General features: G+C 69.3%; 25 protein-coding genes. 16 read left to right on the forward strand and 9 right to left on the reverse strand.

Annotated features, from left to right (window positions below):
- Positions 1-24: 24 nt before the first annotated feature.
- From AB0E69_RS39775 to AB0E69_RS39790, 4 genes are read left to right on the forward strand one after another with little or no spacing between them, the layout of a single operon-like run.
- The gene (locus AB0E69_RS39775; RefSeq protein ID WP_360159332.1) at positions 25-360 is read left to right on the forward strand and encodes a YciI family protein; all 336 of its coding nucleotides are present in this window, start codon (positions 25-27) and stop codon (positions 358-360) included.
- Between the two features lie 2 nt (positions 361-362).
- Positions 363-1,616, forward strand: coding sequence for an RNA polymerase sigma factor (locus tag AB0E69_RS39780; protein WP_360159185.1), 1,254 nt, complete (start codon positions 363-365; stop codon positions 1,614-1,616).
- A 4-nt stretch (positions 1,617-1,620) separates the two neighbouring features.
- Entirely contained in the window at positions 1,621-2,061 is a 441-nt protein-coding gene (locus AB0E69_RS39785) for a group II truncated hemoglobin (RefSeq protein WP_360159187.1), read from the forward strand.
- Entirely contained in the window at positions 2,058-2,807 is a 750-nt protein-coding gene (locus AB0E69_RS39790; RefSeq protein ID WP_360159190.1) for a class I SAM-dependent methyltransferase, read from the forward strand. Before AB0E69_RS39785 ends, AB0E69_RS39790 begins: the two co-directional genes overlap by 4 nt.
- On the opposite strand, the gene AB0E69_RS39795 is transcribed toward AB0E69_RS39790, so the two are convergent.
- Both AB0E69_RS39795 and AB0E69_RS39800 read right to left on the reverse strand, forming a co-directional pair.
- Positions 2,793-3,467, reverse strand: coding sequence for a hypothetical protein (locus AB0E69_RS39795; RefSeq protein WP_360159193.1), 675 nt, complete (start codon positions 3,465-3,467; stop codon positions 2,793-2,795). The two genes, AB0E69_RS39790 and AB0E69_RS39795, sit on opposite strands and share 15 nt — an antisense overlap.
- Before the next feature lie 19 nt (positions 3,468-3,486).
- Entirely contained in the window at positions 3,487-3,984 is a 498-nt protein-coding gene (locus tag AB0E69_RS39800) for a hypothetical protein (RefSeq protein WP_360159196.1), read from the reverse strand.
- An 87-nt stretch (positions 3,985-4,071) separates the two neighbouring features.
- On the opposite strand from AB0E69_RS39800, the gene AB0E69_RS39805 reads away from it, so the two are divergent.
- Positions 4,072-4,569: an SseB family protein gene (locus tag AB0E69_RS39805; protein WP_360159199.1), complete on the forward strand. Its 498-nt coding sequence runs from the start codon at positions 4,072-4,074 to the stop codon at positions 4,567-4,569.
- Here the strand turns inward: AB0E69_RS39805 and AB0E69_RS39810 are convergent.
- The 3 genes from AB0E69_RS39810 to AB0E69_RS39820 are packed head-to-tail and all read right to left on the reverse strand — an operon-like array spanning position 4,555 to position 8,266.
- Positions 4,555-7,011 carry an FtsX-like permease family protein gene (locus AB0E69_RS39810; protein ID WP_360159202.1) on the reverse strand — a complete coding sequence of 819 codons (2,457 nt, stop codon included), beginning with the start codon at positions 7,009-7,011 and terminating at the stop codon, positions 4,555-4,557. The genes AB0E69_RS39805 and AB0E69_RS39810 overlap by 15 nt on opposite strands.
- Positions 7,012-7,067: 56 nt before the next feature.
- Positions 7,068-7,844: an ABC transporter ATP-binding protein gene (locus AB0E69_RS39815; RefSeq protein ID WP_360159205.1), complete on the reverse strand. Its 777-nt coding sequence runs from the start codon at positions 7,842-7,844 to the stop codon at positions 7,068-7,070.
- Positions 7,841-8,266 carry a DUF1707 domain-containing protein gene (locus AB0E69_RS39820; protein ID WP_360159208.1) on the reverse strand — a complete coding sequence of 142 codons (426 nt, stop codon included), beginning with the start codon at positions 8,264-8,266 and terminating at the stop codon, positions 7,841-7,843. The genes AB0E69_RS39815 and AB0E69_RS39820 overlap by 4 nt, the downstream gene beginning before the upstream one ends.
- Before the next feature lie 163 nt (positions 8,267-8,429).
- Here AB0E69_RS39820 and AB0E69_RS39825 point away from each other — a divergent pair, with 163 nt between their 5' ends.
- Entirely contained in the window at positions 8,430-9,146 is a 717-nt protein-coding gene (locus AB0E69_RS39825) for a TetR/AcrR family transcriptional regulator (RefSeq protein WP_360159211.1), read from the forward strand.
- Here the strand turns inward: AB0E69_RS39825 and AB0E69_RS39830 are convergent.
- On the reverse strand, positions 9,137-10,312 hold the full coding sequence (locus AB0E69_RS39830) for a glycosyl hydrolase (RefSeq protein ID WP_360159214.1): 1,176 nt from the start codon (positions 10,310-10,312) through the stop codon (positions 9,137-9,139). The genes AB0E69_RS39825 and AB0E69_RS39830 overlap by 10 nt on opposite strands.
- Before the next feature lie 60 nt (positions 10,313-10,372).
- Complete coding sequence (locus AB0E69_RS39835; protein ID WP_360159217.1) at positions 10,373-11,389, reverse strand: LacI family DNA-binding transcriptional regulator; 1,017 nt, start codon at positions 11,387-11,389, stop codon at positions 10,373-10,375.
- Between the two features lie 87 nt (positions 11,390-11,476).
- Here AB0E69_RS39835 and AB0E69_RS39840 point away from each other — a divergent pair, with 87 nt between their 5' ends.
- The 4 genes from AB0E69_RS39840 (at position 11,477) to AB0E69_RS39855 (ending at position 15,972) form a co-directional block, all read left to right on the forward strand.
- Positions 11,477-12,772, forward strand: a complete 1,296-nt coding sequence (locus AB0E69_RS39840; RefSeq protein ID WP_360159220.1) for a sugar ABC transporter substrate-binding protein — start codon at positions 11,477-11,479, stop codon at positions 12,770-12,772.
- A 13-nt stretch (positions 12,773-12,785) separates the two neighbouring features.
- Positions 12,786-13,664: a sugar ABC transporter permease gene (locus AB0E69_RS39845; protein ID WP_360159223.1), complete on the forward strand. Its 879-nt coding sequence runs from the start codon at positions 12,786-12,788 to the stop codon at positions 13,662-13,664.
- Positions 13,661-14,572, forward strand: coding sequence for a carbohydrate ABC transporter permease (locus AB0E69_RS39850; RefSeq protein ID WP_360159226.1), 912 nt, complete (start codon positions 13,661-13,663; stop codon positions 14,570-14,572). The genes AB0E69_RS39845 and AB0E69_RS39850 overlap by 4 nt, the downstream gene beginning before the upstream one ends.
- Before the next feature lie 62 nt (positions 14,573-14,634).
- A complete protein-coding gene (locus AB0E69_RS39855) occupies positions 14,635-15,972 on the forward strand; it encodes a discoidin domain-containing protein (protein ID WP_360159229.1) in 1,338 nt (445 codons plus the stop codon).
- A 61-nt stretch (positions 15,973-16,033) separates the two neighbouring features.
- Here AB0E69_RS39855 and AB0E69_RS39860 read toward each other — a convergent pair whose 3' ends face one another.
- A complete protein-coding gene (locus AB0E69_RS39860; RefSeq protein ID WP_360159232.1) occupies positions 16,034-16,837 on the reverse strand; it encodes a maleylpyruvate isomerase family mycothiol-dependent enzyme in 804 nt (267 codons plus the stop codon).
- A 155-nt stretch (positions 16,838-16,992) separates the two neighbouring features.
- On the opposite strand from AB0E69_RS39860, the gene AB0E69_RS39865 reads away from it, so the two are divergent.
- Together AB0E69_RS39865 and AB0E69_RS39870 are read left to right on the forward strand one after the other, a co-directional pair.
- A complete protein-coding gene (locus AB0E69_RS39865) occupies positions 16,993-17,544 on the forward strand; it encodes a dihydrofolate reductase family protein (RefSeq protein WP_360159235.1) in 552 nt (183 codons plus the stop codon).
- A 42-nt stretch (positions 17,545-17,586) separates the two neighbouring features.
- A complete protein-coding gene (locus tag AB0E69_RS39870) occupies positions 17,587-18,654 on the forward strand; it encodes an NAD(P)/FAD-dependent oxidoreductase (protein ID WP_360159238.1) in 1,068 nt (355 codons plus the stop codon).
- On the opposite strand, the gene AB0E69_RS39875 is transcribed toward AB0E69_RS39870, so the two are convergent.
- A complete protein-coding gene (locus AB0E69_RS39875) occupies positions 18,620-18,976 on the reverse strand; it encodes a DUF1844 domain-containing protein (RefSeq protein ID WP_360159241.1) in 357 nt (118 codons plus the stop codon). The two genes, AB0E69_RS39870 and AB0E69_RS39875, sit on opposite strands and share 35 nt — an antisense overlap.
- Before the next feature lie 333 nt (positions 18,977-19,309).
- Here AB0E69_RS39875 and infC point away from each other — a divergent pair, with 333 nt between their 5' ends.
- From infC to AB0E69_RS39895, 4 genes are all read left to right on the forward strand, one after another.
- A complete protein-coding gene (infC, locus tag AB0E69_RS39880) occupies positions 19,310-19,987 on the forward strand; it encodes a translation initiation factor IF-3 (RefSeq protein WP_360159244.1) in 678 nt (225 codons plus the stop codon).
- A gap of 82 nt (positions 19,988-20,069) precedes the next feature.
- Positions 20,070-20,264, forward strand: coding sequence for a 50S ribosomal protein L35 (rpmI, locus tag AB0E69_RS39885; protein WP_360159247.1), 195 nt, complete (start codon positions 20,070-20,072; stop codon positions 20,262-20,264).
- A 101-nt stretch (positions 20,265-20,365) separates the two neighbouring features.
- Positions 20,366-20,752, forward strand: a complete 387-nt coding sequence (gene rplT, locus AB0E69_RS39890) for a 50S ribosomal protein L20 (RefSeq protein ID WP_360159249.1) — start codon at positions 20,366-20,368, stop codon at positions 20,750-20,752.
- Between the two features lie 38 nt (positions 20,753-20,790).
- Complete coding sequence (locus AB0E69_RS39895; RefSeq protein ID WP_360159252.1) at positions 20,791-21,591, forward strand: RNA methyltransferase; 801 nt, start codon at positions 20,791-20,793, stop codon at positions 21,589-21,591.
- Positions 21,592-21,744: the final 153 nt, after the last annotated feature.

Here is a 21,744-nt window from a genome sequence, read left to right on the forward strand (position 1 = left end):
CACAGGAGGTACGACGTGAAGTACATGCTGCTGATCAACGCCGAGGAGCTCGACACGGCGGGTACGCCGGTCGGGTGCGAGCCTGAGGACTGGATGCGGTTCGACAAGGAGATCACCGACGCCGGTGTGGTCGTCGCGTCCGAGTCGCTGGGCGACCTCGTCACCGCAACCCGGGTCCGGGTCGGCAACGACGGTACCCGGGTGGTGACCGACGGTCCGTTCGCCGAGAGCCGTGAGGTGCTCGGCGGGTTCTACGTGATCGACGTACCCGACCTGGACGTCGCCCTCGACTGGGCCGCCAGGTGCCCCGGCTCGCGAGCCGGCGGCTCGGTCGACGTCCGCCCGGTCGCGGAGTTCTAAAGGTGGACCAGATTGCCGAGGTCTTCCGGGAGGAGCGCGGCCGGCTGCTGGCCGGGCTGGCCCGGCGGTTCGGCGATCTCGACCTGGCCGAGGAGGTCACCTCGGACGCGATCGAGGCGGCGCTGGTCCGCTGGCCGGTCGACGGCGTACCGCCGAACCCGGGCGGCTGGCTGATGACGACCGCCCGGCGCAAGGCGGTCGACCGGCTCCGGCGCGACCAGGTGTACGCCGCCAAGCTCGCGATCCTGCAGGTCGATGCCGACCGCGCCGAGCCGCCGGCCACCCGCAACGAACTGCCCGACGAGCGCCTGCAACTGTTCTTCACCTGCGCCCACCCGGCCCTCGCCGCCGAGGACCGCGGCGCGTTGACGCTGCGCTGCCTGGCCGGCCTGACCACGCCCGAGGTCGCGCGGGCGTTCCTGGTCCCGGCGGCGACGATGGCCAAGCGGATTGTCCGGGCGAAGCGCAAGATCCGCGAGGCGCGGATCCCGTTCCGCGTCCCCGACCCGGACGAGCTGCCGGGGCGGCTGCCCGGCGTACTGCAGGTGATCTCGTCGGTCTTCACCGAGGGGTACGCCGCGAGCTCCGGGCCGTACCTGCAGCGCCTCGACCTGGCCGAGGAAGCGATCCGCCTCGGCCGCATCCTGCACCGCCTGCTGCCCGACGAACGCGAGGTCACCGGCCTGCTCGCGCTCATGCTGCTGGTCCACGCCCGCCGCGACGCTCGCACCGGACCGGACGGCTCGATTGTGCTGCTGGAGGACCAGGACCGCCGCCGCTGGGACCGTGCCCTGATCATTGAAGGCCGGGAGCTCGTCCTCCTCGCGCTGAGCGGACCCGCCGGGCCCTACGGCGTGCAGGCCGCGATCGCCGCCCTCCACGACGAGGCCCCCGACTTCGCCGGCACCGACTGGTCCCAGATCGTCCGGCTGTACAACGTACTCCGCGAGCTCGACCCGTCCCCGGTGATCGCCCTCAACCGGGCCGCCGCGATCGCCATGCGAGACGGCGCCGAGGCCGGCCTGGCCCTTCTCGACGAGCTCGCCGACGAACCCCGCCTGCGCGACTACCACCCGTACGCGCTGGCCCGCGCCGACCTGGTGCACCGCCTCGGCCGTTTGCCCGAAGCAACCACCGCCTACGAGCGGGCGCTCGCCCTGGCGGGCTCTGAGCCGGAGCGAGAGCACGTCCGGCGCCGGCTCAGAGCCATTGCCAGTCGTGCCCATTGCCAGCCGCGCCCGCCCGGGGAAGCATGAGGGCATGCAGACGGTTTATGACGCGGCGGGTGGGGCGGACGGAATGCTACGGCTGGCGGCGGCCTGGCATGAGCGGGTGATGGCCGACGAGGTCGTCAGCCACGCGTTTCACGGCGGGGCGAAGCCGGATCACACCGAGCGCCTGGCGGCGTACTGGGGTGAGGCGCTCGGCGGACCGGTGGCGTACACCGGGACCTACGGCGACGAGGCGTTCGTGGAGCGCCTGCACAGCGGCAACGGCGAGCACGACGAGATGAACCGCTTGGGGATCGCCTGCTTCGACGAGGCAATGACCGACTGCGGCCTGACCGATCCGCGCCTTCGCGAGGTGCTGCACGACTATTTCGCCTGGGCGACGTTCAACCCGATGTACCAGCACAGTCCCGACAGCATCGTCGACGGAGTGAGCGTCCCGCGCTGGTCGTGGGACGGGCTGCAGGCGTGAGCGACCGGCTGGCCGAGAGCTGGGACCAGGCCGCGCGCGGCTACGAGGAGTACTTCGTTCCCCGGTTCGCGCCGTGGGTCCGCGCGGCCGTCGACGAGCTGACCGACCTCCCGGACGGGCCGATCGTCGTACCGTGCTGCGGCACGTTCCCCGAGGTCGACCTGCTCGCACCGCGCTTCCCCGACCGCCGGATCACCGGCATCGACCTCTCCGCGGAGATGGTCCGGCTCGCCCAGCAGCGCGCCGGCGACCGGGCGCAGGCCATCCAGGGCGACGCCGCGATCCTCGACCCGTCCTGGTCCGCCGCAGCCGTCGTCTCTGTCTTCGGCCTCCAGCAACTCCCGGATCCCGCTGCCGCGATCAAGACCTGGTACGCCGCCCTCCGCCCAGCCGGCCGCCTCACGGTCGTCTACTGGCCCGAGCACACCGAGGAAGCGGGCCCCTACACCCTGCTCGACCAGGTCCTCGACCTCCCGGTCGATGCGTCCTGGGAGGACGCCCTCGTGCCGGCCCTCGAGAACGTCGACCGGGACGAGCTCATCGCCTTCCCCATCACTCACCCCAGCGCCGCCGCGTACTTCGACGCCGCCAACAACGCCGGCCCGCTCCGCGCAACAGCCTTGGCTCGCGGCGACGACTACATGGCCGAGCTGCGAGCGAAGTACCTCGAGCAGGCGCCGCAGGGGGAGTGGACCCACACACCGAACGCCCGGCTGATCTCCGCCCGGAAGTCAGGAAGCGGCTGAGTCGTGCGGCGGGAGCGCCACCGACTTGGTGACGATCTCCAGCGCGGGGTCGTGCGGGATCGCGGGGTCGCCGTCGACGATCACGTGCGCGCGGGAGCGGGTGGCCTGCTCGGCGAAGTGGTCGCGCTCCCACCGCATCCAGTCCAGCCAGTGGTCGCGGAGCGCCTCTCCGTCGCGTGCGATGCCGCGGTCCAGCCGGACCTCGTTGGACGTCTCGACCCAGAGCCGCAGCGACTGCCAGTGCGCAGCGTCCCGGTCGCACGCGGCGACGCCCTCCACGATCAGCAGGTCGACGGTGTTCGGTACGACGTGCAGCTCGGCGTACGCGCCGACGTGCCAGTCGTAGCGTCGGTACCGGCCCTCGCGGCCGTCGGCCAGCCGCTGCAGGACGTGGTCACGCAGCAGGCCGAATCCACGCTCGGCCCCGGTCCAGCCGTCGTACAGGTCGTCCATGTGGATGACGTAGGTGTTCAGGTCGCGTGCCTCGGCGCGGCTCTGCAGGAGGCCGGCGACGGTCGTCTTGCCGGATCCGGCCGGTCCGTCGATGCCGATCAGGTAGGTCCGGCCAAGCTGCGGCGGGCCGGCCTGGACGTTGTCCAGGAGGGTGTCGATCGTCAGGGGCGAGCCGTGGTCAGCGGCTGTATTGGAGGCTTTCCCCACCCCACCACCCCGGTCAGGATCAGTTGATTCCATGGCGCTTCAGAATGTCCTCGATCTCGTCGAACTCCGACGATTCCTGCTGCTTCCCCTTGGCGGGTTTGGCAGCTTTGGCGGGCTTGGCCGAGGCCGGTGCGGGACCGGTCGCGACCAGCTCACCCGCGGGCGAGGCGGGTTGCTTCTTCGGTGCCCGTTCCTTCGCGGACGAATCCCCCCGGCGGCCGCGGGCGACGCCGGAGACGACGTACAGCACCACCGACACACCGAGCAGCGCGACCCCGGCCCAGACGGTCGGCGAGAAGATCAGGTGGACGGCCCAGCTCACCACCGAGCGGACCACCTCCCAGAGCACCTTCAGCAGACCGGTCAGGTACAGCGAGACCGGCAGCAGCGACCAGGCCAGACCGCGCGTCCCCGCCGCGACCCCGCGGCGTCGCCAGGCGAACCACGAGCCGATCAGTCCGAGCAGCGTCAGGCCTGCGCACAGCGGCAGGAGCGTCGAAGCGTCGTAGGTAGGCACATACCCAGGCTCGCACAGACGGCGCCGGAACCAAGGGGGGAAGAGCCCTGACGCACCCCTGAAACCGGCGCTAGGGAAGATAGTGGGGTGCATCCACCGCAGCGCCGCCTGGCCTTCACCGGATTCGACCACGACGACGGGTCGGCCGACCCTGCTCTCGCCGCCGCTCTGGCGGCCGGTGACGACGGCGCGATGCTGGCCGCGCTGACCAAGGCGCGTCTGCTCGTGCCGGTCGTTGCGATGCTCGGCGAGGTCGAGTACGACGAGAACGGCCTGGCGCACGACAAGACGTCAGACATGGCCGTCGCGCTGCTCCAGGGCCAGGACGGGCGGAACGCGCTGCTGGCCTTCACCGGTACCGAGAGCCTGACGCGCTGGAGCCCGGAGGCCCGCCCGATGCCGGCCCAGGCTCAGCTGGTCGCTACCGCAGCGATCCAGGAAGGCGCCGCGGCAATCGTCCTGGACATCGCCGGCCCGGCACCCGGCGTCATCGAGACCGACGACGTACGCCGTTTGGCCGCCGGCCTCCACGTCGTACGTCTGGAGGACGGCGGCCACGCCTGGATCGAGTCAGCCGACGGGTGATGCCAGCGCGTCCATCGGCTTGGCGCGCATCGCGATGCGGCCGGCGAGGGCGGTGGTCGGCAGGACCAGGAGGAGTACGACGGCGACCCACGCGAGCAGGATCCAGGCCGGGCCGGACGGGATCGGCCAGCCGCGGGTCGCCAGCGCGATCGGAAAGACCGTGAAGGCCGCCGTGATCAGTCCGGTCACCAGCCCGAGCGCCGCGATCAGCAGGCCCTCGAGCGTCAGCATCCGCGACACCTGCCGCCGGGTCGAGCCGGTCAGGCGCTGCAGGCCGAACTCGCGGCGGCGGTCCAGTACGGCGACCGCGATCGTGTTGACCGAGGCAATCGCGGTGTAGGCGACGGCAATCCCGGCCAGCAGGTAGGCGATCCACGCATCCACGCCGAGCCCGGTGTCCAGTCCCTCAGCGAGCAGGTCCCGCCCGCCGACAGCCGCCCCCGGCCACTTCGACAGGTCGGCGTGGAGCGCTGCGTGCTTGTCGGTGGTGCGCACCAGGAGCTGGCTCGGCAGGCCGGTCGTGGTGTGGGCGGCCAGCAACTGTGCGGGCAGCAAGAGCGACTCGTAGCCGGACGGTCCTTCGGCGAGCGCGACCACCTTCACCTTGACGAGCGAGTCGTCGCCGAGCCGTACTCCGAGCTCCGAGCCGACGTCGACCTTGAGCTTCTTCGCCGTACCAGGCGGCAACGCCACGGTCTGACCGGTCAGGTCGTCGAGCGAACCCTTGGTCACCTTGCCCTTGAAGACGGGGCCGTCGAGGCCGAGCAGCGGCCAGGCGTCGCTCGTGTGCGACGAGTCGTACGGCTCCTCGATCCAGCCCTTGCTGCGGACCAGCTCGGAGACCGCGGTCACGCCGGGCAGCTTGTGCGCTGCGTCGGTGAGGGTGGCCGAGATGCCACCGGACGTGCTGGTGACGACGACGTCCGCGGCCAGGTTGCTGGTGTAGGCCTCGATGGCGGCCCGCTGCTGCGTGGTCTGCGAGTAGATGTTGCCGACGGCAATGGCCGTGGCGATCGTGATCGGGATCAGGATCGCGCCGAACTGGACGGCCCGAACCCGCAGGTTGATCACCGCGAGCACTCCGCTGGTACCGCGCCTCTCCACGAGCGCGGTGATCCGCGGGATGAGCGCGCGCCGGATCACGAGCGGGGCGAGGACGGCGACGGCGATCGATCCGGTCAGGCCGGCCGGTCCACCGATCGCGGCAGCGTTGGTCGGACCCATGAACGGCGTCGACCCGGCGATCGCCACGGTGGCACCGGCGAACGCCAGACCGATCAGCACGCGGATCCGGCTCAGGGCGACGGTCGGTACGGCGGCCTCCTGGAGCGCCTGGATCGGACGGATCCGGGCGGCCCGGCCGGCCGCGAAACCGACGGTGACGCGGAGGACGACGTACGTCAGGATGGCCGCACCGGCGAAGGGGAGCGGGCCCTGGTCGAAGCGCAGCTGGGACGGTACGACACCGGCGTCGGTGAGCAGGCCGAAGATCTGGTGCCCGGCGAAACGGCCGCCCAGCAGGCCGAGGACCAGGCCGATGACGCCGACGACCATGGTCTCGGCGATCACCATCTTGCCGACCTGCCGCGGGGTCGCGCCGGACGCCCGCAGCAGGGCGAGCTCGCGCCGCCGCTGCCGGACCGACAGCCCGATCGTGGCCGAGACCACGAGCGCCATCACCACGGCCACCATCCCACCGAAGACGCCGGACATGATGATCAACGGCAGGCTCGTCGCAATCCCCTGGAACTCGGCGACCCCGCGGTCGTCGCCGGTGTACGCCTTCACGCCGTCAGGAAGCTGGAGCCGCTTCACCAACTCCTGCGCCGAGACGCCCGCAGCCGGGAAGACTCCGATCGCGTCGACGCCGGCGGGCACGTCGGAACCGGCGAAGAAGATCGCCGGCTCGTCGACCGCGTGCCGAGCGACAGCAATCCCCGCCAACGCATACGTCTTGGGTTCGCCGCCAACCGTCACGCTCACCCGATCACCAGGCTTGGCCGAGCCGGCCAGCCGCGCGTCCAGCACAACCTGCCCGGACCGCGGCGCGCGTCCAGCCGTCAGTTCGTACGGTGTGTTTGTTGCTGCCGTCCAGTTGTGACCGCCGACCGGGGTCGAGGCGACCATGGTCGGGAAGGAGCGGTCGGGAACCGCCTTCGCGACACCCGAGGTGGTGGAGAGCTTGCTGACCAGGGTGGGGTCGAGGCGGTGGCGTTCGGGGAAGGCGGCGGCGCCGTTGCCGTTCGGGGGGTGGTAGGCGGGGTCGCCGGTGACGACGACGGGGGCGGCGGCGAGGCGCTGGGGTGGAGCGTTGAGGCGGAGGCCGGTCTCGAGCAGGCCGCCTGCCGCGCTGAGCAGAGCGCCGCCGAGCAGGACCGCGACGAAGATCGCGAGGAAGGCTGCGGTGCGGTACCGCAGTGTAGTGACGGCAAGGCGGAACATGATCGTTCTCCCAGGGGATTCGGCAGCGGACGGGCGGTCGCTGTTCGGATGATGAGTCAGATGAGGCGGTGCGGGGCTGTGCTCCACCCGACCGAGGGCGAGCGGTCAGGCGTGCTCAGGTGGGCGAGTTGACCGGCGACGGAGGCTGCGGTGGGGCTGTCGTCTTCGGACACGATCTGACCGTCGACCAGGAAGACAACGCGGTCCGCGTGGGCGGCTGCCACCGGGTCGTGCGTGACCATCACGATCGTCTGGCCGGCCTCGCGCGACTGCGCCTGGAGGAGCGTGAGGACCTCGAGTGCGGTGGTCGTGTCGAGGGCGCCGGTCGGCTCGTCGGCGAAGGTGATCGCCGCGCGTCCGGCCAGGGCCCTGGCGATGGCGACCCGCTGCTGCTGGCCGCCGGACAGTTCGCTCGGCCGGTGCTTGGTGCGTTCGCCGAGGCCGACCCGCTGGATGACCTCGGTCACCCAGCGGTCGTCCGGAGACTTCCCGGCCAGCGTCAGCGGGAGAACGACGTTCTGCCGCACGGTCAGCGCCGGCATCAGGTTGAAGGACTGGAAGACGAAGGAGACCTGTTCGCGCCGCAGCTCGGTGAGTGCGGTCTCGTCCAGGCCGCGCAACGACGTACCGGCGAGCTGGACGTCACCGGAGGTCGGGGTGTCGAGACCGGCCGCGCAGTGCAGCAGGGTGCTCTTGCCGGAGCCGGACGGGCCCATCACCGCGGTGAAGGTGCCGGCGGCGAAGCCGTAGGTGACACCGGCCAGCGCGTCGACCGCGCCGGGCCCGGTGCCGTAGACCTTACGGACGTCGGTGAGCTGGACCGGGGCGTTCACAGCGTCACCAGTACGTCGGACTTGCGGTGGAAGGACTCGTTGGTCCACCAGAGGATCGCCACGACCGCGCCGAGGCCGAGATCCGACCACAACCACCACGGCCAGTCGAAGTGGCCGAACACCGCGAGCACCACCCAGATCACGAACTGCACCACGCAGGTGAGCAGCCACAGACCGGTGAAGGCGCGCAGCGCTGTGGTCAGTCCGCGCGAGGGAAGGGCGTTCGGTACGCCGGAGAGGACCTGGCGGAGCTCGCCGCGGGTGCGGGCCGCGATCAGCAGGTCCTGGCGGTCGCCGGCCTGCGGGGGAGTGAGGGCGCCTTGCCGGACGGCGCTGTCGAGCTTGGCCACGGTGGCGCTGCGGTCGGCCTCGGTCAGGCGGACCTGGTCGGGCGTCAGGAGAGCGTCGAGGATCGCGTTCATCGGAGGTTCCTTTCGAGGGGTTCGTGCTTGCTGACGAGAAACAGCGTAGGGGTTGAACAGTTCTGCTCACCCGGTGTTCAGAACCCCTTCCGAGGTGGTGCTAGCACCCCTGTTTCGGCCGAGCGCTCACTCCGCGCGGCCGTTCTGCGTCAGGATGGGAGTCATGACCGACGACCGCGGCGAACTGCCACCGGGGCTGGCCCTCTCCTGGGGCGTGCTACCGGTGCAGCGGCGCGGACCGAAGCCGGCGCTCACGGTCGAGCAGATCGTCGCCACCGGAATCGAGTTCGGCGACCGCCACGGGTTCGAGGCAGTGTCGCTGCAGCGGATCGCGGCGCACCTCGGCGTCACCACCAACGCCATGTACCGGTATGTGCGGTCCAAGGACGAGCTGGTCGTCCTGGTCCACGACAAGGCGCTCGGCTCACCGCCGGAGCTGCCGGCCGGCTGGCGGGAGGCGGCGATCACCTGGGTGCAGGCAGAGGTCAAGCTGCTCGAGGACCGCCCGTGGCTCCTCGACGTACCGATCCGTGGCGCGCCGATCACCCCGAACGCGCTGCGCTGGGCCGAGGCGCTGCTGACCGCGCTGGCCGCGACCGGGCTCAGCCAGCATGACAACCTCGGGTGCCTGCTGCTTCTCGACGGCTACGCCCGTAGCTACGCCAACCTGGCCCGCCAGCTCACCGCCCGCGAGGACCTACCGGTCCAGGCGGAGGAGGTCGGTGCCTTCCTGGTGCCGCGCCTGATCGAGGGCAACTACCCGACGATGACGTCGCTCTACCTCAACCAGGAGTACGAGGACGAGCTCAACGACGACCTCGACTTCGGCCTGGCCCGCATCCTCGACGGCATCCAGGCCCTGATCGACCGTCAGTCCTGAGGCAGCTGGATCCGGACCGGGCCGTCCTGCCGGGCCGCGACCCAGCGCAGGTGGAATTCGCTGCCGGGGGCAACTTCCGGCCGGCGGTCCGGCTGCGTGCGGAGGTTGACCGGCGACGTGAGCGTGGTCGCGGCTGCCGGCGCCGGTACGCCGTTCGCCCGCGTGGTCGCGATCAGATCCGCCAGCGCTTGCGCTGCCGGCTTGCGCCGGTGGTCGACGGTGAAGAGCCCGAGGTCGTACTCGCGGTCCGGGAAGTCGAGGAGCTTACGGTCGATGTCGTGCGAGGACCACCACGTCACGCCGTACAGCGCCGGGTTCGACAGCACGGTCTCGACCGTCCGCCGGGTGAACTCGGCCTGCAGGTCGACGGGGATGTCCGGGCCGGGTACGCCGATCTCCTGCAGCCAGACGCGTCGTTGCGGGTCGAGCGACGTCGCCTTCGCCAGCTCGACCAGGTAGTCCGCGTGTGTGAGCGTGGCCGGGCCAAGAGGACCGTCCACCCGTGAGACCCCGTTGAAAACCCACGAGTGGACAGTGCTCAGCTCACCCAGATCCACAGCGTCAACGGGGTGGAAAGGGTGATCCGCCTTGTACCAGGCGTCGTCGAACACCGAGTGCAGGGCGAGTACGTCGGGAGCCGCCTTCTTGACCGTGGTCAGCAGGTCCTGCGCCCAGGACGTCGACGCGGCCGGCGTGGTCGGGCTGTCCGGCCAGAGGTTGTTGACCTCGTTCCCGAGCGTGATCGCGAAGACGTTCGGCTTCGAGGCGACGGCCCGCGCGACGGTGTCGACGTACGCCGTGAGTCCGTCGCGGACCGTCCGGTCCTCGAACAGGCTGCTCCGGTGCCAGGTCAGCACCCAGGACGGGAGGAAGTCGAAGCTGGACAGGTGGCCCTGGATCAGGTCGACCGCGACGGTCAGGCCGTGCTCGGCGGCCGCGTCGATCGTGTCCAGCAGGTCCGCGATCGCGCGCTCCCGGATGATCGCCCGGTTCGGCTGGATCCACGGCCAGACGGGGAACACCCGCACATGGTCGAGACCGATCCCGGCCAGGTCCGCGAAGTCCCGGCGTACTGCGTCCCGGTCGTAGTCCAGCCAGCTGTAGAACCAGCCGGCCGACGGGACGTAGTTCGCGCCGAACCTGGGCGTGGCGGTATCCGAGGGCATGTCGAGGATGCTAAATCGGTTTAGGGATTTCCGGCAACCGGGCTGGCCGGATCAGGCCGCTCAGGACGGCGGTGCGGTCGACTCCCGGACCGTCAGGACCGGGTCGGCGGTCCGGCGGTTGATCATCCGGTCCGGCTCGGCGATCACCTCGAGCAGCACCTCGGCCGCCTGCCGGCCGAACTCGAAGGTGTCCCGGGACAGCGCGGTCAGCGCCGGGTGCATCAGCTGGGTCAGGATCGAGTCGTCGAAGGCCACGATCGACAGGTCGCCGGGGACCGCGACGCCCATCTCCATCGCGACCCCGAGGCCGGCCACGGCCATCACGTCGCTGTCGTAGACGATCGCGGTCGGCCGCTGCGGCTGGGACAGCAGCTTGCGCGTGATCGCGGCGCCTTCGGCGTCGCTGAAGTCCGTGGTCAGCGAGGGGGCGTCGATCAGCCCGAGCCGGGGTGCGGCGTCGCGGACGGCCCGGATCCGGCGCTGGGTGTGCTGGAAGTTCGGCGTACCGGCGACGTGGGCGATCCGGCGGTGGCCGAGGGCGGCGAGGTACTCGACGATGGCCAGCATCGCGTCCCGGTCGTCGGCCCAGACCGAGGCCAGGGCGCCTTTGCCGCCGCGGCCGCCGATCACGACGGCCGGGAGCTCGAGCGCCCTGAGCTCGTCGATCCGCGGGTCCTTGACCGTCAGGTCGACCAGGATCACGCCGTCGACCCGGTGCTCGGAGGCCCAGCGGCGGTACACCTCGATCTCGGCGGCGGTGTCCTCGACGATCAGCAGCTGCAGCGAGATCGACTCCGCGGACAGGCCGGACTGCACGCCGGAGAGCAGGTGCGCGAAGAACGGCTCGACGCCGAGCGTGCGGGCCGGGCGCGCGATCACCATCCCGACCGAGTCCACCCGGGACGCCCCGAGCGCCCGCGCGGCGCTGTGCGGGCGCCAGCTCATCTGTTCGGCGATCTTCAGGATCCGCTCCCGGGTCGCGTCGCTGACCCCGGGCCGCCCGTTCAGCGCGAACGACACCGCACCCTTGGACACCCCGGCCCGGGTCGCGATGTCCGCAATCGTCGGCCTGGCCATCGTCGTACCTCCCTCCACCCTTGACAGCGGATTCTACGATGTGGATAGTGCAGGAGCTATACCGGTTTATCAAACCCAGGAGATTCCATGCGTAGACGCCGTCTGGCGCCGGTGGCCGCCCTTGCCGCCGTTGCTCTCACTCTGGCTGGTTGCGGCCTCGGATCCGATTCGGGCAGCGACAGCGGTGGCTCGAAGCCGACCGTCGACGCGAACGCGCAGGTGACCGGCGACGTCAGCTTCCAGACCTGGGCGCTGAAGCCGAAGTTCACGGCGTACGTCGAGGGCGTGATCAAGGCCTTCGAGGCGAAGTACCCGGGCACGAAGGTGACCTGGCTGGACCAGCCCGGCGACGGCTACGACAAGAAGGTGCTGAGCCAGGCGTCGGCCGGCCAGTTGCCGGACGTCACCAACCTGCCGCCCGACTTCGCGCTCTCGCTGGCCAAGCAGAACATGCTGCTCGACGTCGGCGCGGCCGACTCCAAGCTCGCCGACGAGTACGTCGAGGGCGGCGTGCAGGCGTACCAGTACCAGGGCATGACCGGCACCTTCGGCTACCCGTGGTACCTGAACACCGACATCGACTACTGGAACGCGACCAAGTTCGCCGCGGCCGGCCTGGACGTGAAGAACCCGCCGAAGACCTTCGACGAGCTGCTCGCGGCCGCGAAGACGATGCACGACAAGACCGGCGGCAAGGAGTACCTGATGTCGCGGCTGCCGGGCATCGGTGACTTCACCAACGCCGGGGTGAAGATCCTGTCCGACGACGGCAAGAAGTTCACCTTCAACACCCCCGAGGCCGCCGCGCTGCTGGACAAGTACCGCGACGCGTACAAGGCCGGCTACATGCCGCGCGACATCCTGACCAACGAGTACCTGGGCAACTCCAAGCTCTTCACCCAGGGCAAGGTCGCCTGGACCACCGGCGGTGGCAACGCGATCCAGGACTTCGTCAAGGACAACCCGTCGCTGAAGGGCAAGGTTGTCCCGTCGCCCGCGCTGGACACCCCGCCGCTGTACGTGCAGGGCCTGTCGGTGTCGGCGAAGACCAAGAACCAGGCGGCCGCGATCGCGCTGGCCCGGTTCGTCACCAACGCCGAGAACCAGGCCGCGTTCGCGAAGATCGTCAACATCTTCCCGTCCACCAAGGCCTCGGCGCAGGACCCGTACTTCTCGAAGAGCGACGGTACGCCGGAGAGCGACGCGAAGGTGCTCGCCTTCCAGTCGCTGGCCAAGGCGAAGAACCTGCAGCCGCCGGTGATCAGTGGCGCGACCAACGACTTCATCGGGCAGCAGATCTCGCTGGCGATCTCCGGCAAGATCACCTCCCAGGCAGCCCTCGACGCCGCGGTGGCCAAGGCCAACCAGCTGCTGACCCAGTAACCGAAAGCGGAGCATGCGTTACAACCGTTGGTTCACCCCGTGGGTGCTGGTCGTGCCGGCACTCACGTGGTTGCTCGTCTTCAACCTGTGGCCGTCGATCAACACCGTGATCCTGTCGTTCACCAACGCCAGGCCGATCGGCGGCGGCCACTTCGTCGGGCTGAAGAACTTCGAAACCCTGCTGCACGACGAGCAGCTGCGGTGGGCGCTGCTGAACAGCGTCATCTACATGGTGGTCTGCCTGCCGTTCCTGACCGTCCTGCCGCTGCTGCTCGCCGTACTGGTGGAGAAGAAGCTGCCCGGGATCACCTTCTTCCGGACCGCGTTCTACACCCCGGTGGTGGCGTCGGCGGTCGTGGTGGCGCTGATCTGGCAGTGGATCCTGGACGACCGTGGCCTGATCAACGGTCTCGCCGAGAAGCTCGGTGTGATCGCGGGGCCGCTGCCGTTCCTGTCCGACCAGTGGTTGTTGTTGCTGAGCGCAATCAGTCTGACGATCTGGAAGGGCCTCGGGTATTACATGATCATCTACCTGGCCGCCCTCGGGAACGTCGGCCGCGAGCTGCACGAAGCGGCCGCGGTCGACGGCGCGGGCCCGCTGCGGCGGTTCCGGTACGTGACGATCCCGGGTGTGCGCGGGACGATGATCCTGATCGCGATCCTGATCTCGGTGTCGGCGCTGCGGGTGTTCTCGGAGCTGTTCATCCTGAGCGGTGGCAAGGGCGGTCCGGGCGGCCGGGACAACTCGGTCGTGATGCTGATCCAGCAGTACAGCCAGGGCTTCGAGGGCAACCTCGGGTACGCCTCGGCGCTGTCGATCGTGCTGTTCTTCGTCACCGTCGTACCGATGCTGGTGCTGGCCCGGCTGAACCGTCAGGAGGCCGAGGCATGACCGTCGTCACCGATCTGGCCCGGCCGGCCGTCGTCGAGGCTCCGGGTCCGGCGCCCCGTCGTCGTGGGACTTCTGGCTTCAACACGGTCTCGCCGCGCGAGAAGGTCGTGCGGTACGTGCTGCTGGCCTTCGTGCTGCTGATCACGATCGGGCCGTTCCTGTGGCAGTTGTCGACGTCGCTGAAGGGGGCCGGCGAGGACGTCTACAGCCAGGTCCCGCGGCTGCTGCCGTCGCAGCCGACGTTCGCGCACTACAAAGAGGTGACCGACACCATCCCGGTCTGGGACTACGCCCGGAACTCGCTGGTGGTCGCCTTCTTCGTTGTCTTCGGCAACGTCGTGGGTGCGTCACTGGCCGGGTTCGCGCTGTCGCGGCTGCAGTTCCGGGGCCGGCGGATCGTGCTCGGGCTGTTCCTGGCGACGCTCGTGCTGCCGGGTGAGGTCACGATCATTTCGCAGTACGTCACGGTCCGGGAGTTCGGGCTGGCGAACACCCTGTTCGGGGTCGCGCTGCCCGGCATGATCGGGGCGCTGAACGTGCTGCTGATGTACAACGCGTTCCGGTCGCTGCCGGTCGAGGTCGACCAGGCCGCGGTCGTCGACGGCGCCAACGCGTGGCAGCGGCTGATCTACATCGGCCTGCCGTCGGTGCGCGGGACGATCAGTGTGGTGGCGATCTTCGCGTTCATCGGCGCCTGGGACGACTTCCTCTGGCCGCTGATCGTGCTGACCGACCCGAACAAGTACACGCTGACCGTCGGTCTGCAGTACCTGTCCGGCACCTTCACGAACAACCCCCGCCTGATCGCCGCGGGCACGATGATCGCGTTCATCCCGATCGTGATCGTGTTCGCGACGCTGCAGCGCTTCTTCTTCAAGGGCGTCGAGGAGGGCGCCGTGAAGGGATAGTCTCTGCGCTTGTTCGACCAGCCCTACCGCCCATTTCGGTTTGGTTCGAAGGAGAGTGTGCGATGTTGCGTAAGGCAATGGCATTGGTTGCCGCCGCGGTGCTGGGGTCCGCCGTCGTGGCGGCCCCGGCGCAGGCGGGTACGACGGCCGACAGCAAGCGGGTCGTCGTCTACTACCAGACGCAGTACGTGAACGGCGTCTATGTGTCACCGAAGGCACTGACCGACAACAACACCGGTGTGACCAACGTGCTGGTCGGGGCGATCCACCTCGACCCGGACGTCGTCCACCTGAACGACGACCCGCCGGACGCCGCGAAGTTCACCCAGATGTGGGCGGACCTGCACGCGATGCAGGCCGTGGGGGTGAAGGTGTCGGCCTTCGTCGGTGGGGCCGCGCAGGGGTCCTTCCAGCGGCTCGACACGGACTTCGACACCTACTACCCGCGGCTGAAGAACCTCGTCACGACGTACGGCCTCGACGGCCTCGACCTGGACGTCGAGGAGAGCATGTCGCAGGCCGGGATCAACCGGCTGATCGACCAGCTGACGACCGACTTCGGCACCGGCTTCATCATCACGCTGGCGCCGGTGGCTCCCGCGTTGAGCGGTGGCGGGAACCTGTCCGGCTTCAACTACGAGACCCTGGAGCGCGACCGCGGCGCGAAGATCGACTGGTACAACGCGCAGTTCTACTGCGGGTGGGGCTCGATGTCGTCGACCACCGGCTACGACAACATCATCAGCCGCGGTCTGTTCCCGGCGTCCAAGGTCGTCGCCGGCGTGGTCACCAACTCGGCCAACTGCTCGGGGTACGTGCCGCTGTCCACGTTGAAGTCGACGCTGGGTTCGCTGGTCGCGAAGTACCCGACCTTCGGCGGCGTGGACGGCTGGGAGTACTTCAACTCCGACCCCGGCGGTACGACGGCGCCGTGGCAGTGGGCGCGGGAGATGACGTCGGCGATGTCCGGCTCGACCGGGCCCGTCGACCTAGCGCTCAACAAGCCCGCGACCGGCTCCGCGTCCTGCAACACATCCGAAACCCCCGCCAAAGCCGTCAACGGATCAGTCACCGGCGGGAACTCCGACAAGTTCTGCTCCCTCGCCGCCTCGAAGTTCCTGCAGGTGGACCTGGGTTCGTCGGTCCCGGTCAGCTCGGTCGAGATCTCCCACGCCTCGGCCGGCGGCGAGTCGGCGTCGTACAACACCCGCGCCTACACCCTGCAAACCTCCACCAACGGCACCACCTGGACCACCCGAGCCACAGTCACCAACAACACCGCCGCCGTCACCACCCACACCCTCTCCGGCGTCACCACCCGCTACCTCCGCCTCAACATCACGACCCCCACCCAAACCACCGACCCAGCCACCCGAATCTACGAACTAAAAGCCTTCTAACACCAAGGCTGGTGCCCGGGAGTTGCTCGTCGGTGGTGGCGAGCAACTCCCGTCGGTGGGGTCAGCCGGCGACGTGGGCGGTGTTGTTCAGCCAGTGCTCGGCGAGAGCGGTGTCACCGTCGACGGTGATGTTGAGCGCGTCGCGATCAGTGAAGGGGAGTCGGCGGGTGAAGGTCAGTAGCAGCGAACGCGCCGGGCCGCTGACCGTCACGTCGGCCGGCTGAGCTCCGGGCTGCCAGGTAGCACCCTCAGGCCGCCGTACGACGAACCACGCACCCGATCCGTCCGCGGTATCAGTCGCCACCCATTGCAAGGTCTCCCCGTCACCGCGAATGGCGTCAGCTGACTCGGCCCGCTGCATCGCCCAGGTAGGAGACGTGAGCATCGTCAGGTGGTTGGTAATCAGCGCCGCCGCGATCTCCGCCTCGATCTCGGCCGGCCGTCCCGCAGCGTTAGCCGCATCGAACCCATGCACCACCGCCTCGTTGAGCGAACTGGACAACCAGAACCGCCCCCCGGTCCGCGCATCCGCTGCCGGGTTGAACACGGCCGCGTCGAGCGCTTCATCAGAAAGCGCATCCGCAACCCGCCGCGACGACTCCGCCAGCCACGCCGACCACTCACCAGAATCGGCCGGGAGCGGAACCACCTCCGCGGGCAGCTGAGTGGGATCGGTGATCCGCCGCTCGACGATCTCCGCCACCCAGTTCTGGGTCTGCCCGAGGTGCTCGACCAGATCCTTCATCGTCCACTCCGGCGCTGTCGGCACGCCGGCGTCAGGCCCAGCCGCGCCGGCTGCTTCCGCCAGCCGCTCGGTGTGCTCGACGATCGCCCGCCGCGCGTATTCCGGGTCCAGCTCGCTCATTCGATCGTCCTATCGGTCGTCAGCTTGTGCGGCTGATCATCTCGATCCATCGGGTCGCCCGCCTCGACGATTCGCCGACCACCGTGTCAAACGCTCCGCGTCGGCTCCGACTACCGGGTGTCGGACAGAGCTGAAGGAGGCTGAAGGAGATGGAAATGAGCAACCGGATCGTGGTCTCGGTGCAGGCATCGGTGGACGGTCGAGTGGCGGCCGAGGACGGTGGACTCGACTGGCTGCAGGTGAAGGACGAGCTGCACGCGCACTTCGTCGAGCTGCACCGCACGGCCGGCATGTTCGCGTACGGGCGTCGTACGTACGAGGGGATGGCGGCGTACTGGCCGACGGCGGACGCGGATCCGGCCGGCGACAAGTTCCTGATCGCGTACAGCAAACTCTGGAAATCGATGCCGAAGCTGGTGCTCTCGACGACGCTGGAGTCCGCCGGCTGGGACACCACCGTCGTGCGAACCGTGGACGAGCTCGAGGAGCACCGGCGGACAGCGGGCGGCGACCTCTACCTGCTCGGGAGCCCCCGGACGATCGCCGCGCTGGCCGAGCGCGACCTGGTCGACACCTATGAGATCTACGTCCACCCGGTCGTCCTCGGCACCGGTCGCCCGATGCTGCCGTTCCGGCGGGGCCTCACCTTGCGCTCCGCCCAAACCTTCGACGGCAACGTCGTGAAGCTGGAGTACACTCGCGATTGAGACGAACTTGTTCGTGACGAACATGTTCGTTAGTCTCGAAGCATGACGAATATCGCGATCATCGGTGCCGGGCTCGGCGGTCTGACGCTGGCCCGGATCCTGCAGGTCAACGGTGTGGATGCCGTTGTCCACGAGCTCGACGAGTCGCCGGACGCCCGGACCCAGGGCGGGATGCTCGATATCCACGAGGAATCCGGCCAGGCGGCGCTCAAGGCGGCCGGGCTCTACGACGATTTCCGCCGCCTGGTCCTCCCGGGCGGCGAGGAGATGCGCGTCTACGACCGGTACGGCGTACTCCGGCACGCCGACGACGACGGGACCGGCGGCCGGCCAGAGGTCCACCGGCGCGATCTCCGCGAGCTGCTGATCAACAGCCTCCCGGCGGGCATGATCCGCTGGGGCTCGAAGATCACCGACCCGTCCACCGTGAAAGCGGACCTGATCGTCGGCGCGGACGGCGCCTGGTCGAAGGTTCGCCGGCTCGTCTCGGACCAGTTCCCGGCGTACTCCGGCCTCTCGTTCGCGGAGCTCGAGCTGCTCGATCCCGACGTACGGCACCCCGAGGCCGCCGAGCTGATCGGCGGCGGATCGATGTTCGCGCTCGGCGACAGCCGCGGGATCCTCGCGCACCGCGAGCCCGACCGGCTCCACGTGTACGCCGCGTTCCGCACCGCGACGCCCGCCGACAGCGCCACCAAGGAAGCCGTCCTCGCCGAGTTCGACGGCTGGGACGACAAGTTCCGAAACCTGATCCGCGACGCCGACGGCGACCTGATCCCGCGCGCGATCCACGCACTCCCGATCGGCCACCGCTGGGACCGCGTCCCCGGCGTCACCCTGCTCGGCGACGCCGCCCACCTGATGTCGCCGTTCGCCGGCGAGGGCGCCAACCTCGCGCTCCAGGACGGCGCCGAGCTCGCCGCCGCTCTGCTAGCCCACCCAGGCGATACCGAAGCCGCCCTCACCGCCTACGAAGCCGACCTCTTCCCGCGAGCCAAGCGGTCAGCCGAAGAGTCCGCTGCCAACTTGGAGATCTGCTTCGCTCCCGACGCCCCGGCCGGCATCGTCGCGTTCTTCACCGGGATGCAGACGGAAACACCGCACCGGTGAACTTCTCGCCAGGCCCCTGACCAGGCTCGTCCGGAATGCTGCTCGCCTCGCGGAACGCGAGCTGCAACGACCGCAGCCCGTCCCGCAGCGGCGCCGCATGATGATGGCCCAACGACGCCGCCGAAGCATCGAGCAGGCCGGCCAGGGCGTCGATCAGCGAGCGGGCCTCGTCCAGATCCTTGTGCTCGGGCAGGTCCTCGGCCAGTCCCAGGTGCACCGCGGCCGCGCTCATCAGGTGCAGGGCGGCGGTGGAGATGATCTCGACGCTCGGTACGTCGGCGATGTCGCGGGAGGGCTGCGGGTTGGCACCGGGGTCCGTCATGCTGCTACTCTTACACGGCGACCGACCTGGTCCGTTGGTGACCCCTGAGTGGAATACTCGAGGGCCGCGAGCGGTTCAAGTCTAAGCGGAGGGCCACCTCCCACCCAGCCGGTGAACAGTCGGCGGGTCCCGGTCACGCTGAGAGATTCTGGAGGACATCCGGAGCATCGCAGCAAGGTACGGCGTACCAGCCGCAGGTTGGAGCGTCGTCGATCAGGGAATTGGGCCTTCGTGTGATCGCACGAGGGCCTTCGTGTTTTTCAGGGGGCTCCGCGGCGATCGCGAGGGTGGCACCAGTACTAGTTCAACCCAGGAGGACCCATCACCACTGATTTGCGCGTCAACGAGCGCATCCGCGTTCCCGAGGTGCGGCTGGTCGGACCGAACGGTGAGCAGGTAGGCATCGTTCGGATCGAGGACGCACTGCGGCTGGCCCAGGAGGCCGATCTCGACCTGGTCGAGGTCGCGGCAACCGCCCGGCCTCCGGTCTGCAAGCTGATGGATTTCGGCAAGTACAAGTACGAGACCGCGCAGAAGGCGCGCGAGTCCCGCCGGAACCAGACCAACACCGTCATCAAAGAGATGAAGCTGCGGCCGAAGATCGACCCGCACGACTACGAGACCAAGAAGGGTCACGTGGTCCGGTTCCTGAAGGCCGGGGACAAGGTCAAGATCACCATCATGTTCCGCGGACGTGAGCAGTCCCGGCCCGAGCTCGGGTTCCGGTTGCTGCAGCGGCTGGCCGAAGACGTGACCGAGCTCGGCTTCGTCGAGTCCTCGCCGCGCCAGGACGGCCGGAACATGATCATGGTGCTCGGGCCGCACAAGAAGAAGTCCGAAGCGCGCGTGGACGTGGAGGCCGAGAAGGCACAGCGCAAGGCCGAGCGGGAGGCCGACGAGGAGCTCGAGCGCCAGGAGCGCGCCGAGCAGGCTCAGGCCCACGAAGCCGAGCGTGCCGCCGGGGCCACCAAGAAGCCGAAGGGTCCGGCCGACAACCTCGACCCGGAGTGATCGACTGCTCCGGCCGCCCGAGGCGACCGGAGCCGGTCACACCGAAGATCGAGTCAACGAAGAAAACCAGGAGCACATAGCCATGCCGAAGATGAAGACCCACTCGGGGATGAAGAAGCGCGTCCGGGTCACCGGGTCCGGCAAGATCCGTCGTGAGCAGACCGGGATCCGCCACCTCGCCGAGGCGAAGTCGTCGAAGCGCAAGCGCCGGCTGTCCGGCACCGTCGAGGTCGCCCCGTCGTTCGCGAAGAAGGCCAAGAAGCTTCTCGGCATCTGAGGCCGCCGGCGGCACCGCCGTCGCGTCCTCGTCCCACCCGAACATCCCCCGCCGAGTGGACAAGTCTGTCTCCGGCGCAGAAATACAAGGAGTAACACCTCATGGCACGCGTGAAGCGGGCAGTCAACGCCCACAAGAAGCGCCGGGTCGTACTCGAGCAGGCCAGCGGTTACCGCGGCCAGCGCTCGCGGCTGTACCGCAAGGCCAAGGAGCAGGTCACCCACTCGCTCGTCTACGCCTACCGTGACCGCAAGGCGCGCAAGGGCGACTTCCGCAAGCTGTGGATCCAGCGGATCAACGCCGCGGTCCGGGCCGAGGACCTGACCTACAACCGCTTCATCCAGGGTCTGCGCCTGGCCGAGGTCGAGGTGGACCGCAAGATCCTCGCCGACCTGGCCGTCAACGACCCGGCCGCGTTCTCCGCGCTGGTGCAGGTGGCCAAGGCCGCCCTGCCGGCCGACGTGAACGCGCCGTCGAGCGCGGCCTGAGCCGTTCGCTGACACCAGCACCCCAGAAGCACAACACAGTGGCGAGCCCTGGTCTGCTGACCGCACAGTCCGTGCGGATCAAGCAGGCCCGGCGGCTCGCCACTCGTGCGTTCCGGCGCAAGGCCGGCCGCTTCCTGGTCGAGGGACCGCAGGCGGTCCGCGAAGCCCTCGAGCACCGCGAGCTGGTGATCGAGGTGTACGCCGAACCCGCGGTCGCGACCCGTCATCGCGATCTGTACGACCTCGCCGCAACCGCCGGCGTCCAATGGCTGGAGGTCGACCGCGCGGCTATCGAGGCGCTGAGCGAGACCGTCACCTCGCAGGGCGTCGTCGCCGTCTGCAACCTCGTGACGGTCCAATTCCGGCCCACCGGCAAGCTGGTCGCCGCCGGCGTCCAGGTCCGTGACCCGGGCAACGTCGGCACCCTGATCCGTACGGCGGACGCCGCCGGCGCGGATGCCGTCGTACTGTCGCCGGAGTCCGTCGACCCGCACAACCCGAAGGCGGTCCGGGCCAGCGTGGGCAGCATCTTCCATGTCCCGATCAGCACCGACGTCGACATCCACGAGGCGGGGCCGATCTGGCGCGAGCAAGGCCTCCAGCTCCTCGCCGCGGACGGGTACGGCGACACCGATCTCGATGCCTGCATCGACGACGGCACCCTGGCCAAGCCCACGGTGTGGCTCTTCGGCAACGAGGCGCACGGCCTCCCCGACGACATCAACGCCCTCGTCGACTACTCGGTCCGCGTCCCCGTCTACGGCCGCGCCGAGTCCCTCAACCTCGCCACCGCCGCAGCCATCTGCCTGTACGCCTCCGCCCGAGCCCAACGCCAATAACACCGTTCGGGTCCTTGTTGACCGGGGGCCGGGTTCCGTGTCAGCGTTGGGGCAGCGCGCGCCAGGGCGCCTCTTCTTCGCGGCAAGCACTGAGTGCACCTGGAAGTGGGACCTCGACGACGACCGGTTTTCTCTTTCGGGACGGTCTGGTCA

Origin of the sequence: Kribbella sp. NPDC026611 (assembly GCF_040638345.1) — a bacterium.
Classification (GTDB): Bacteria; Actinomycetota; Actinomycetes; order Propionibacteriales; family Kribbellaceae; genus Kribbella.

Bases quoted from the DNA above. Each gene is read 5' to 3' on its own strand.
- AB0E69_RS39775 (WP_360159332.1), top strand. From the start codon at position 25: ATGCTGCTGATCAACGCCGAGGAGCTCGACACGGCGGGTACGCCGGTC.
- AB0E69_RS39785 (WP_360159187.1), top strand. From the start codon at position 1,621: ATGCAGACGGTTTATGACGCGGCGGGTGGGGCGGACGGAATGCTACGG.
- AB0E69_RS39810 (WP_360159202.1), bottom strand. From the start codon at position 7,011: ATGTTCCGCCTTGCCGTCACTACACTGCGGTACCGCACCGCAGCCTTC.
- AB0E69_RS39820 (WP_360159208.1), bottom strand. From the start codon at position 8,266: ATGAACGCGATCCTCGACGCTCTCCTGACGCCCGACCAGGTCCGCCTG.
- AB0E69_RS39825 (WP_360159211.1), top strand. From the start codon at position 8,430: ATGACCGACGACCGCGGCGAACTGCCACCGGGGCTGGCCCTCTCCTGG.
- AB0E69_RS39830 (WP_360159214.1), bottom strand. From the start codon at position 10,312: ATGCCCTCGGATACCGCCACGCCCAGGTTCGGCGCGAACTACGTCCCG.
- AB0E69_RS39835 (WP_360159217.1), bottom strand. From the start codon at position 11,389: ATGGCCAGGCCGACGATTGCGGACATCGCGACCCGGGCCGGGGTGTCC.
- AB0E69_RS39840 (WP_360159220.1), top strand. From the start codon at position 11,477: ATGCGTAGACGCCGTCTGGCGCCGGTGGCCGCCCTTGCCGCCGTTGCT.
- AB0E69_RS39845 (WP_360159223.1), top strand. From the start codon at position 12,786: ATGCGTTACAACCGTTGGTTCACCCCGTGGGTGCTGGTCGTGCCGGCA.
- AB0E69_RS39850 (WP_360159226.1), top strand. From the start codon at position 13,661: ATGACCGTCGTCACCGATCTGGCCCGGCCGGCCGTCGTCGAGGCTCCG.
- AB0E69_RS39855 (WP_360159229.1), top strand. From the start codon at position 14,635: ATGTTGCGTAAGGCAATGGCATTGGTTGCCGCCGCGGTGCTGGGGTCC.
- AB0E69_RS39860 (WP_360159232.1), bottom strand. From the start codon at position 16,837: ATGAGCGAGCTGGACCCGGAATACGCGCGGCGGGCGATCGTCGAGCAC.
- AB0E69_RS39865 (WP_360159235.1), top strand. From the start codon at position 16,993: ATGAGCAACCGGATCGTGGTCTCGGTGCAGGCATCGGTGGACGGTCGA.
- AB0E69_RS39870 (WP_360159238.1), top strand. From the start codon at position 17,587: ATGACGAATATCGCGATCATCGGTGCCGGGCTCGGCGGTCTGACGCTG.
- AB0E69_RS39875 (WP_360159241.1), bottom strand. From the start codon at position 18,976: ATGACGGACCCCGGTGCCAACCCGCAGCCCTCCCGCGACATCGCCGAC.
- rpmI (WP_360159247.1), top strand. From the start codon at position 20,070: ATGCCGAAGATGAAGACCCACTCGGGGATGAAGAAGCGCGTCCGGGTC.
- rplT (WP_360159249.1), top strand. From the start codon at position 20,366: ATGGCACGCGTGAAGCGGGCAGTCAACGCCCACAAGAAGCGCCGGGTC.